7 protein-coding genes are annotated in these 12489 nt (G+C 57.1%); 4 read left to right on the top strand and 3 right to left on the bottom strand.

What is annotated here, in order from left to right:
* Positions 1-119: 119 nt before the first annotated feature.
* Entirely contained in the window at positions 120-1577 is a 1458-nt protein-coding gene (locus tag RBB47_RS13510; protein WP_305986340.1) for a peptide MFS transporter, read from the top strand.
* 120 nt (positions 1578-1697) lie between these two features.
* Here the strand turns inward: RBB47_RS13510 and RBB47_RS13505 are convergent, their stop codons facing one another.
* A complete protein-coding gene (locus RBB47_RS13505; RefSeq protein ID WP_305986339.1) occupies positions 1698-2531 on the bottom strand; it encodes an oxaloacetate decarboxylase in 834 nt (277 codons plus the stop codon).
* A gap of 440 nt (positions 2532-2971) precedes the next feature.
* Between RBB47_RS13505 and RBB47_RS13500 the strand changes: the two genes are divergently transcribed.
* The gene (locus tag RBB47_RS13500; protein WP_305986338.1) at positions 2972-3124 is read left to right on the top strand and encodes a hypothetical protein; all 153 of its coding nucleotides are present in this window, start codon (positions 2972-2974) and stop codon (positions 3122-3124) included.
* A 534-nt stretch (positions 3125-3658) separates the two neighbouring features.
* Entirely contained in the window at positions 3659-4483 is an 825-nt protein-coding gene (locus RBB47_RS13495) for a hypothetical protein (protein ID WP_305986337.1), read from the top strand.
* Between the two features lie 358 nt (positions 4484-4841).
* Here the strand turns inward: RBB47_RS13495 and RBB47_RS13490 are convergent, their stop codons facing one another.
* On the bottom strand, positions 4842-5579 hold the full coding sequence (locus tag RBB47_RS13490) for an alpha/beta fold hydrolase (protein WP_305986336.1): 738 nt from the start codon (positions 5577-5579) through the stop codon (positions 4842-4844).
* Positions 5580-5822: 243 nt separating this feature from the next.
* Positions 5823-10469 carry a cellulase family glycosylhydrolase gene (locus tag RBB47_RS13485; RefSeq protein ID WP_305986335.1) on the bottom strand — a complete coding sequence of 1549 codons (4647 nt, stop codon included), beginning with the start codon at positions 10467-10469 and terminating at the stop codon, positions 5823-5825.
* A gap of 686 nt (positions 10470-11155) precedes the next feature.
* Between RBB47_RS13485 and sstT the strand changes: the two genes are divergently transcribed.
* Positions 11156-12421 (top strand): serine/threonine transporter SstT, encoded by a 1266-nt coding sequence (sstT, locus tag RBB47_RS13480; RefSeq protein WP_305986334.1) that lies wholly within the window; start codon positions 11156-11158, stop codon positions 12419-12421.
* Positions 12422-12489 lie beyond the last annotated feature (68 nt).

The raw sequence follows: 12489 nt of genomic DNA, 5'->3' as shown, positions 1-12489 counted from the left end.
ATCGGAAGAAGGCGCTTTGCCAAATCGCAGCGCACTCCTATAAAGGGCGTGTTCAACGGTCGGTACTTTCGTCCCGACTCTCGGAGCAAATATGCGCACGCCTGCCGAGTCCCGCCGCCATGACGCCGCAGCCCAAAGGCTTTTACCTTCTCTTCCTCGTTGAACTGTGTGAGCGCTACGGCTTTTATACGGCGGTATTTCTCCTTGTTCCCTATGCCGTCACCAGGATTGGCTTTTCCGAGGTCGAGGCGTCGCTGCTTTATGGCACCTATACGGCGCTGATCTATTCGACGACTTTTGCCGGCGGCATTGTCGCTGACCGATTGCTTGGCTTCCGCGCAGCAGCACTCATCGGTCTTGCCATCATGGCCAGCGGCAGCCTGCTTCTCGCCACTGGCGTGAAGGCAGCCGCCTTTGTCGGCCTGGCCGCGCTGCTGGTCGGCAATGGCTATTACAAGCCCAGCATCTCCAGCCTTTTGGGCCTGCTTTACGAAAAGGACGATCCTCGGCGCGACAGCGGCTATACGCTTTTGTACATGGGCATCAATATCGGTGCCGGCGGCGCGGCACTTTGCGCAGGGCTTCTGGCGCGCGAGTTCGGCTACCACACGGCCTTCCTCGTCGCCGGGCTCGGTAAATTGCTCGGCTTCGCTGCGCTGCTGGCGGGCGGTCGCGTTTTTCGCAGTGTCGGCGCCGCACCCGCTGACCGGCCGCTGATGCGGGCAGACTTTGCCGGACTCCCAAACCTCTTGTGGCTTGCGGTCGGTACAATCGCTCTGGTCGTGCTCAGCAACTTGCTCCTGTTTCATGCCTTCGCTGCCGGCGAGATCATCGCTGTCATCTGCGTCGCGGTTTTCGGGTTTTTCCTTTTCACGGTTCTGCGCCTGGATGCAACAAGCCGGCAGCGTGCGCTTGTCATGCTGATGCTCTTTACCTTCGGCGTCATTTTCTGGGCGGTCTACAACCAGGATGCCGATACAATCCTGCTCTTCATAGCTCAGGGGGTCGATCGGACTGTCATGGGCTTTGAAATCCCATCGAGTTCTTTCCTGTCGCTCAATTCGCTCACCATCATTATCGGCGCGCCACTGATGTCGATCTTGTGGTTCCGGCTTGCGGGGCGCGACATAACACCGTCCGAAAGCGCCAGGTTTGCCGTCGGGCTTCTGCTGCTCGGTGCAGCCTACTGCTCGCTTTCGTTGGCGCCTCCGGGTGCTGCCGGGCTGGTATCGCCTCTGTGGCTGATAGTATTCTTTCTGCTCTTCAGTGTCGCGGAGCTATTGGTTGAGCCAATCGGACTTTCCATGGTAAGCCGCCTCGCGACCCGCGAGTTGATGGGCTTTGCCATGGGCATGTGGTTCATGACTCACGCGCTTGGAAACTACGGCAGTGGTCTTCTTGCGAGGCTCGCTGCGGTTCCCGAGGATACGGGCCCGGCCGGCGAAGTGACGGCGAGCCAGGCGGCGTTTCTCGACTATGGCCTGCTCGCCCTGGGCACCGGTCTGTTGCTGGTTGCCCTGCTGCCGGTGATTGCCAGACGGCGCAATGCAACGGACGACACCGAAGGGGACGCGTGACCTGCTCCTATTCAAAGGACATCGGTCGGCTGTGTCTGCAGCGGACGGGCATTGGCGAAAACCATGACTTACCTTACACGTCCGGCGGCTGACTGCCGAAACGCCATGCCACACGCGCTGTCAGGCGACGGACTTCATGAACGGCTGAAATTCCCGCATGCTTTGCGCCCGATCGAAACAGCCAAACGCACCGCCGTGTTTCATGTCTTCGGCCGCGGCAAACACCGCTCCGAGCGCAATGCGGGCCAGGCCTGCGCCGACCGAGACGCGCGCAACGCCCATATCGGCGAGCTCCTTGCGGGTCATCTGAAAACTCTGCCGACCAGCCAGCACATTCAAAGGCGTTTTGACCTCGGCCAAAACTTTGGAGATCTGGTCCCTTTGTTTCAGGCGGGGCGCGTAAACGCAATCTGCGCCGGCTTGTTCAAAGGCGAGTAGGCGGCGGATGGTTTCGTCCAGATCCTGCGCCGTGCTGATCGGCGCCTCGCTGCGGGCCGTGAGCACAAAGTCAGGGGCGAGCCGCTTCTTCAGATCGACGGCGGCTTTGATCCGTTCCACCGCCGCTTCGTGCGAATAATAGGTATGGTGAGGATTTGTTGTTTTGTCTTCGATGGAACAGCCTGCAAGACCGATTTCGATCGCTCCCCTCACTGTTTCGACCACATCCTCGGGACTATCTCCGAAGCCGTTTTCGAGATCGCCATTTATCGGGACGCTTGTCGCTGCGATAATCTCTTGGGCATGTGCCAGGGCATCGTCGCGACTGATCAGTCCTTCTGCATCCCGAACGCCTTTGGTCCAGGCATATCCGGCGCTCGACGTTGCCAAGGCGTCAAACCGCATTCCGTCCAGTATGCGTGCCGAACCGGCATCGAACGGGTTTGGCATCAGAAATGCCGCGCCCTTTTCGTGGAGGGCCTTAAAAGCCGCGCGTCGGTCTTTGGTGGTCTGCATGATGTTCTTCCTTGCAATGACATAGAAGCCAGATCGATCTTCTCGCCCAACATGTGTCATCTGATCGAAAAATCCCAAGAGCCGACACAGATTAAATTGAAGTAATGATTGGCCAGACTGCATGTTGCTAAAATGAACGAAGCATCGGCAGCGCCACCCATGATTTATCGTGCACCTATACCGCCACCTTTTCACTGAATCAAAATAAAATCAATTACTTATATTCCAACTCAAGTGACGAGAACTACCTTGCGCAGTATGATGGATTCGTGCGTTTTTGCGGATTGGGGCGCACTCACAAGCGGACTTTCCAGTAATTATTTTTCCAAATTTACTTAACACTTACATGAATTTACATATTAATCAAAGTTAATTTGAAAAATAAGGCGCGATAATTACATCAATTGCATGAAAATTCAAAGAAATGAAAGGAACCGAACATGCTGAAGAGATATGCTCAAAACCGGATGAACTATGCAACAAACGAGATCAGAGTTCTGCTGCAGGGACAGGAGATCCTGTCCTCCTCCCGCGAAGGCGAGCGTCTGCGACAACTCGATCGCTCCTATAAGTTTTGGAAGCATTTTTCCTGAAGATACCGCCCTGAGCACCGCGCAGGGCGGTTCAATTTTCTTCACTACCTAGTTTTGAAACGAAGAATATTAGCTTTAAATTGCAACGCCTAAGTTCACAGCAGACAATCCGAAGGGTTGGCCCGGACTCAATTGGTTGGGCGGCAACCGGCGCTATTGGTGGGCAGCTTTCCAGTTGCGGCTCAGGGACAGTCAAGTGCAGCGATGCCCGGAGACGGATGCGGCACCGACATGACAGACTTTTGCCTAAACAATCGTATTCCCTTTTTGATGAAACCACGAAGGCCAAGGTGCTTTCATGTTGTCTCAAATCATAGGGTTGGGTGAGCACCGTTCATCCATACCGCTTAAGCATCGCGACTTGGCTCTTTACGGGATCGGTCCAAAGCTATCTACCAAGGCTAGAATGGCGGGTGCGACCCATGGCGACCCACAAAATGACAATCGAGTCATTGGCTTGAAGGGTCTTGTAGGCCGGGCGCACAACATGCTCTGATGCGTTGTTGCGACACAAGCGACGGAGGTCAAAGGGGAATGCGGAAGAGACAAGCACCGGCACTGGGTGTGCTGCGGCTCGACTACGACTACCCGCCGGCACTCGGGGATGTCGATGATCCGGATTCGTTCAGCTACGACGTTCTGTACAAGGTTGTTCCGGGCTTGACCTTTTCAATGTGTCAAAGCGGTGAACTGACGGAGGACGTCACAAACGCCGTTGTCGATTCCGTTCGCTTTTTGAACAGCTATCATGTGAATGCGATCACGGGCGATTGCGGTTTCATGCTCAACATTCAGGACCTCGTGAAGGACCATTCCGACGTACCGGTGTTCATGTCCTGCCTCGTGCAACTGCCCACCATCATCAATACCATCAATTCGGAAGCTGAAATCGCTATCTTCACGGCAAACAGCACAAGCCTGGCGCAAATTGAAACAGAACTCGACAGAATGTCCGGCCTGCAAGAACACAGCCACCGCCTCCAGATCGTTGGGTGCCAGGATGTCCCGGGCTTCGAGGCCGTCGCAAAGGGGCAGAGGGTCGACACCGAAAAGGTGGGCAAGGGTCTGATTGGTCTTACCAATACAGTACTGAGAAACAAGCCGAAGATTGAGTGCCTGCTACTGGAGTGCACGGAACTGCCGCCATATGCGAACCTGCTGCGATCCGTGACTGGCTTGCCCGTCTACGATGCGATAACCAATTGCGATTTCTTCATGAACGGTTTCCTGGACAACAAGAACTTCGGCGTGCACGACTGGCAAGAGTCATGGGATGGCAATCGCGAGGCGTATGAGTTTGGTGACAATCTTTCTTCTTTCGAGAGAGCTCAACTCGATGGCGGAAATAGCAAAAAATAGCGCGCGTCTTTCGCTAAACGCAATCACACCATTTGTAGCGCATGAGCAGTCGGCGCTTGGTTTGCTTCAACGACTGATTTCCTCCCATCCATCCCGCAAATCTGCCGCGCATGAATTGAATTTCTACTTTCGGGCTTGAGCTTTAGCGCGTCGAATGCGCCTTTGGCGGCGCAAAGTTGGAGTTCGTCGATGAAAGGTTCAACCGTAGCTTCGGTCCGAATCCGGCCGCGAACCTCCTCCGCGTGAACATCTGCTACATGGACTTTTCGCGCGAAACCCGACCGTCCTCTCACGGCTCCAAGCCCGAGGCTTGCTTCCAGCTCCGTCGCAACCTGGGTCGCACGGCTGCTTTCTGCAACTATTGCAATGCCTCAGCAATTTTGTCCGCAAGCATTTCGGGCTGATCAACGCTCTTCCAATGCGTGGCGTTTTCAAGGACGATCCGATCCATCTCGTTTTCTTCCAGCCAACGGTTGGTGCTGTCCGGGCAGTTGTCGGGGTTGTAGAGGTAAGTCACGTTTGCTGCGTCCCGCAACACCACACCTGGCACGTGCTCGGCTGAAAAACGCCGTGCGTCGGTCCCAAGCTGCCAAAGCGCCAAAGTATCCGCTTTTGAGACTTCACGGCGATACCGCCTTATGACCGGCACGGTTTTCGCCATTTCGTCCAGCCGTTCAAGAAACGCTGTGCGAAAGGTCACCGGATCATCATAGTCTGCCGCTGTCCCTGAGAAATAAGCATCCTCGGCCGTGATATTTCCTTCCAGGGAAATGATCCTTGTCAAAGGACAGTCGGGCCGCCTGGCGGCCAACGATGCGATGATCGACGCAACAGAATGCGCGACAATGATCTCGGCTCTGTTCCTCACAGCTTCGTCCGCAACTGTCTGGGCAAGTGCCTCGAGAGTGGTTGTTTCCGTCAGAGGCGGGGCGCCAAAACCCGGCAGATTGACGGGGACCAGACGATACCTGTCGGCAAGGTGGGTGCCGGCCATTCCCTCAAACATGCTGGCGTTGTCACCGAAGCCCGCGATGAACAAAATTGTGGGCCGTGTGTCGCGTTCTTGAGCAGGCTGCTTTGATGCTTCGGCAGGCATTGCGGTCTCCGTAGGCTTTAAGCGGACGCTAGCATGGCGCTGATGCATCCGCCAATTTGCACTCAAAGCCAACCTGCATTCTGCTGCAGTCAACAGGCAAAGACTGGTTTCCCGATGCTGCCTTGCGGCGCGCTGTGCCGTTTGAACAATCGCGGAATGCACCGCCGAGATGGCTTGACACCTCCCCGGCGATGCAGACCAAGGCGCTGTGCACGCGTCTTCAGACCCTGGATTACGGGGACCCTAGATGAACCTGAAATCGGCGTCCTGGTTCAGCATGAACTCGTCAAGCCCACCCTGATTGAGCTGGAAGCCAACGTCGACGGCCTGACCGGCGGCAATATCCGCGTTCCAGCCGACATCCGACACAATGATCCCGCTGCCATCATCGTTCTCGCTCCAGTCGCTGTTCCAGTTTCCGCTGATGAGGGACGGGTCGAGATCGACTTCAACGGTCCAGCCACCGCTGAAATCAAAGGTGTCGACATTGCTGATTTCCAGCAGAACCGTCGCGCCGGATCCCCAGTCATTGCTAACAACAAGCGCCGCATCGAGAACATCGGAGCCGTCTCCCTCCCCGGTGTCACCCGTGTCGCCGGTGTCACCCGTGTCTCCGGTATCCCCCGTGCCATCGTCGCCTGTATCATCTCCCGTGCCGTCGTCACCGGTATCATCATCATCCGAGCCACTCCCGATCGGCGTGCCCGTATAATCCTCGTAGCCCTGTCCACTGTGATAGGGCGCGCGGTCGACACCGCCGGCCATCTCAACGCTCTTGCCGGTGAAGATGTTCTCGTTGACATAGGTGAAGCCGTCGATCACGGCCTCCAACCCCATTCTTCCGGCAATGCCGTCTTCAAGCTGGTTGGCACGCCACTCGAAGTGAGAACTGTCGAGCTCGGAGAATGAGACCCCGTTCAGCGTCAGGCTCTGCCCCGTCAGCGGGTTATAGAAACGCGCGCCGTCGGCCGTGTCCTCAACCGCGAAGTTGAGCTGACCGTCGCCGCGTACAGACAGATAGAAGAAGCTGATCTTGTCGGTTGCAGGGTTGAAGTCGACGGTCTCAACCAGTCCCTCTTCATGCGAGCGGATGTAGACCGTGTTCGGCCGCACCAGACCGGTGCCGTTCTCATAGGCCAGGACCGCACTGAGATCCTGCTGCAGATGGGCATCGGCGATCGGCGCGAAGTTTTCAGGGTGAAGATCGGCAAGACTGACGCCTTCCAGCAACAGGGACTGGCTGCTGTTGAACATATGCAGCATCATGAAGCCGTCGGGCGTATCGACGGGGATCTGGTTGTGGATCGAGTTCGGCCCCAGATCGAGCACATCGGTCGTCGGATCGAACCCGGTCACCACCGAGGTCTGGCCGACAAAATAGGTCGTTCCGCCACCAACGAACGGACCGGAGCCGCCGGTATCACCCGTATCGTCGTCGCCCGTGTCATCGTCGCCGGTATCATCGTCATTGTCGTATATGGTGCCCGTCGCCTCGAGCGTGCCGGTGATATTGTCGCCGGAGACGGTAAAGGTGAAGGTTTCTGTATCTTCCACCAGCGTGTCAGGATGCACCGCGACCGCCACGGTCCGGGTCTGCTCACCCACAGCGAATACCAGATCTCCAGTCGCCGTGTGATAGTCCCATGCAACGTCGCTGGTGGTGTCGGCTACGGCAGTGCCGTCCGCCGTCGTGTAGCTCAATGTAAGTTCTTCGCTGACTGGCTCATCAAGCGTGACTGTGAAGGTGATGTAGCGGTGCCCGTCATCATGCACATGGGTCGAGCCGTCATCATGAACATGATCCATCCCTGGATCGGCCTCCGTGACGGCACCCCCGGTGACAGTCACGCCAATCGGAGTGGAGCCGTCCCCCGTGCCGTCGTCACCTGTGTCGTCTCCAGTGCCATCATCACCAGTGTCATCATCCGAGCCGCCCCCGATCGGGGTGCCCGTATAGTCCTCATAGCCCTGTCCGCTGTGATAGGGCGCGCGGTCGACACCGCCGGCCATCTCAACGCTCTTGCCGGTGAAGATGTTCTCATTGACATAGGTGAAGCCTTCGATCACGGCCTCCAACCCCATTCTTCCGGCAATGCCGTCTTCAAGCTGGTTGGCACGCCACTCGAAGTGAGAACTGTCGAGCTCGGAGAATGAGACCCCGTTCAGCGTCAGGCTCTGCCCCGTCAGCGGGTTATAGAAACGCGCGCCGTCGGCCGTGTCCTCAACCGCGAAGTTGAGCTGACCGTCGCCGCGTACAGACAGATAGAAGAAGCTGATCTTATCGGTCGCCGGGTTGAAGTCGACGGTCTCCACCAGTCCCTCTTCATGCGAGCGGATGTAGACCGTGTTCGGCCGCACCAGACCGGTGCCGTTCTCATAGGCCAAAACCGCACTGAGGTCCTGCTGCAGATGGGAGTCAGAGATCGGCGCGAAGTTTTCGGGGTGGAGATCGGCAAGACTGACGCCTTCCAGCAACAGCGACTGGCTGCTGTTGAACATATGCAGCATCATGAAGCCGTCGGGCGTATCGACCGGGATCTGGTTGTGGATCGAGTTCGGCCCCAGATCGAGCACATCGGTCGTCGGGTCGAACCCGGTCACCACCGAGGTCTGGCCGACAAAATAGGTCGTTCCGCCACCAACGAACGGACCGGAGCCGCCGGTATCACCCGTATCGTCGTCGCCCGTGTCATCGTCGCCGGTATCGTCGTCACCCGTATCATCATCGCCGGTATCATCGTCTCCCGTACCACCGTCGCCGTCATCATCGTCAAAGATGGTTCCGGTGGCGTAGACTTCTGTTCCGTCAGCATCGGTGATGACAAGCGTGAGCGTCTCGTCTGGCTCTTCAAGCGTGTCCGCAATGACTTCGACGGTGATCTGCGCGGTTTGCTGCCCTATGGCGAACGCGACTGACCCGCTGGCAGCGACATAGTCTTCACCCGCGACCGCGGAACCGTTGCGTGTCTCGTAGCTATAACTCAGCGCTTCCTCTGCGGGCGCATCGAGCGACACGTCGAACGTGAGAACCGAAGTCCCGCTTCCGGTGCCCTCGCCCGTCCCCGTATCGGCTTCCAGCAGCGGGTCCAACAAGTCGGCAGCGTTTTGGCGGACTGTCGTCCAATCATCCAGGACATATCCGCCCGTATCGCCGGAATTGGGGTTCCACGACCACCAGGCAAAACTTGGACCGACTTCGCCGGCACCGAGATCGATGGTTCCGTCGCCGTCAAAGTCTCCGGAAAGATAATCGGTGATCGCCTCTGCCCAAACGAGGTCCAGTGGATTTTCCAGGCGGGAGCCAAACTCGCCCAGGAGTACCGGTGCGATCCCTTCCTCATAGATGAAGCCCCAGTTTTCGCGGAAGACCTCGTAAAGGTCCGAGCCATCGGTGAACCACGGCTGCTGAAAAATCGAGGCAGGATAGTCATGCGGGGAGTAGACGAGTTTGTTGTCGACCGACAATTCAACCGGCCGGTCCCGCACGCCCTGAAGCTGCCCTCCCCACCAGTAATTGTCGCCGTTGTAGTTGCCGATGCCTTCGACCAGGATCAGCCAGTCGGGTGCCACATCAAGCACGGCATTGCCGGCCTGTTCAGCGGCCGCCGCCCAATCGTTTCGTTCGCCGGTCCCCCAGGTCCCCAGATGCGGTTCGTTCAAAAGGTCCGCTCCGATGACGGCAGACGAGTCTCCGTAACGTGTTGCAAGGGTTTCCCAAGCGGAGATCCAGTCGCTTTCGTCATAAGCGCCGGAATACCAGATCCCTTCGGCGCCGTTTCCCTGGGTGATCCGGTGCGCATCCAAAATGATTTTGATTCCGATATCTTCGGCGTAGTCGATGATGCGGTCAAAGATTTCGAGCGTGGTGAGCCCAACAAGGCTCGGGTCACCGCCCACGGATGTGGCAACCTGGTTTTCCAGAATGTTTTGTACCGAGAACGGAAGACGGATGGCGTTGAAGCCCTCGTCGACCATCTGATCCATCATCTCGGTCATGGGGCGCTGCCAAAGCCCGTGGGGCGCGCGCACGTCGTTTTCGGCGCCGAACCAGTTGACTGCACGTATCTGAACGGCGTCGCCATTGCTGTCGATGATCTGATTTCCGGAGGTCGAGAGCGGTCCGTCAACGATCAGCTGGCCTGTCGCCACAGAGCCCGTCCCGGGATTGCCTTCCGCTACACTTGCATCGCTGATGCTCAACACGGGTGGATCCGCTGGCGGAGTGGTCGTGTCGTTGTCCAGAATTGTGCCGGTTGCAGTCCCGTCGCCGATTTCGGCACCGTCGGCAGAAACGAGTTCAAGACCAAAGGTTTCAGCGCTTTCCGCCGACATGTCGTCAATCAAGGGTATCGTGATCGTGGCCGTCGTCTGCCCGGCAGGGATCACAATCTGTGCGCTCGCTCCGGTGTAGTCGCTTCCCTCATCAGCCGTACCGGAGTTGGTCTGGTAGGTGATCGTGACGTCCGTGGTCGATGGCTCGGACAGTTGCAGGTCGAAGCTGATCTCACCGTCTGCTTCGGACGACGATGCATCGGCAACGGAAACCACCGGAAGAGGCGCCGGATCACCCGTTCCGTCCAGCGGTTCGCCTACAAGCGCGACCGGGGCGATCTCATGAACGCTCCCGCTGCCCTGAAAACCAAAGGACACAGTTCCGCCTGCGGCCACATTTGAATTGTATCCCATGGCTTCGACGACGTAGCGGTCGCCAACCCTTGAGACAATACGGGCGTTCCAGATGTTCACGATCTCGCCGGGATAGTCGAAGGTGACGGTCCAACCGTTCAACGATTGTGTTGGTGTCAGACTGAGATCGGCGACCAGCCCCGCTCCCCAACTGCTGCGCACATCAAGATCAAGCGTATTGGATGCAGAAGAAAAAGTTGGCATGCGTCACCTCCGGTACTTGCCCCGACAACCCGAAAGCCAACCATGAACAAATCAATGCGGCGGAAAAACGCAATCCTCAAATATTTTCAAGAAAACTTTTCGTATTAAATTCGAATTAATTTCAATATTACATCGTTTATCTCAAATAAAAGACAAATATTCCACTTTTATTTCTAAATATTTCCATTTATTTCCATCCTTTACTTACCAATTTGCGAATTGGTAGCGCGCTTTTGGTCTGTGACACAAGACGATCTCAAACCCTGCGGCACGCAGCCCGTTTCGTTGTGGTCTGGAGAGCATGGTGCGGAGTACCGGGGCTTCATGGCAATTCTGCCTGTCTCGTCCAAGCGCCTTTGAAGCGGCTACCAGGTATTTCTTTCAACACGAGAAAACGGCCAGGAACCGCCATCTGCCTGCCCTTAGGGAACCCTGATTGCAAAAGCGTAATCTTCCGGACACGCGTTGTTCACTTTGCCTTCCCAGATGCAGCCACAAGGATGAACGCGATGCGCCGGACAGTGCCGTATCGCTTTCCTCCTCTTGGCTCGTGAGGAGCCAGGTCCGGGGTTTGAGGCAGACCGCGATCAGTCTGATTTCCCGATAAGCAGGCGCAGCACTCTCCTAATGGCGGGTGGAGTGTTCGCGTTTTCATCAACGAAACACAATCAGATAGGATGATTGCGATGAAATCCTTTCTACCAGGCAGTCTGGTATCTCAGATCATCGTCGGATTAGGTGCCGGCGTTCTTCTTGCCACCGTTTGGCCCGAAGCGGGCAGCGCGGTGGGCATACTTGGCGATTTCTTTGTCGACGCGCTGAAGGCAGTTGCACCCGTTCTGGTGCTTATTTTGGTGTGCGCCGCCATCACCAACCACAAAAAGGACAGCCAGGCCCAAATGGGTCCTGTCGTGTCTCTTTATGTCCTCGCCACCTTCTCAGCCGCCCTTCTTGCGGTCGCAGCAAGCTTCATGTTTCCCGTCACGCTTCAATTGACCGGGACCCCTGAGATCATGAGCGCACCCGGCGGGCTTGGTGAAGTCATGAAGAACATTCTGCTGAAGATGGTCGACAACCCGGTGAATGCCATCGCACAGGCGAACTATATCGGCATTCTTGCTTGGGCGGTCGGCTTCGGGCTTGTCCTTCGTCACGCCAACGACACGACCAAGGCTCTCATGTCGGACCTCGACAGCGCGATCACCAAGATCGTCGCCGCCATTATCCGGCTGGCGCCCATCGGCATCTTCGGCATTGTCGCTTCGACCATCGCCGAAACCGGGTTCAGCACGCTGGCAAGCTATGCAAACCTCTTGGCCTTGCTCATCGGCTGCATGATCTTCATGGCCCTTGTCGTCAACCCGCTGATCGTGTTCCTGCGCTTGCGGAAAAACCCCTATCCGCTGGTGTTCACATGCCTCAGGGAATCGGGGATCACCGCATTCTTCATGCGCAGTTCCGCCGCCAACATTCCGGTCAACATAGAACTTTGCAGGCGCATGAACCTGGACGAGGAAACCTATTCGGTGACCATTCCGATCGGCGCAACAGTCAACATGGCCGGTGCAGCCATCACCATTACCGTCATGACCCTGGCGGCGGTTCACACGATGGGAATTGAAGTGGACTTCTTCTCGGCCCTGTTTCTGAGCATCATCGCCTCGATTGCGGCGAGCGGAGCCTCGGGCGTAGCCGGCGGATCGCTGCTGCTGATCCCGATGGCCGCGAGCCTCTTCGGGATCGACAACGCGACGGCCATGCAGGTGGTCAGCATCGGCTTCATCGTCGGCGTCCTGCAGGACTCTGCCGAAACCGGACTGAACTCCTCTTCGGATGTCCTGTTCACAGCCGCCGGGTCCTACAAGCAAGGAGATCCCTACCCGCGCAAACTGCCGCTTGAAGAGATTGAACCCCAGCCGCAAATGCTGGACCTCAAGGAAGCGTCTTCCTAAGACTATTCAACTCACATCAAGTGAAGAGCGAACAAGAACGCCGCCGGCTTTTGCAAGCCGGCGGCGCT

The sequence above is a fragment of the Roseibium sp. MMSF_3544 genome, assembly GCF_030732845.1.
GTDB lineage: Bacteria > Pseudomonadota > Alphaproteobacteria > Rhizobiales > Stappiaceae > Roseibium.
The sequence above is the reverse complement of the archived record's forward strand: the minus strand, read 5'-3'. Positions and strand labels throughout refer to the sequence as shown.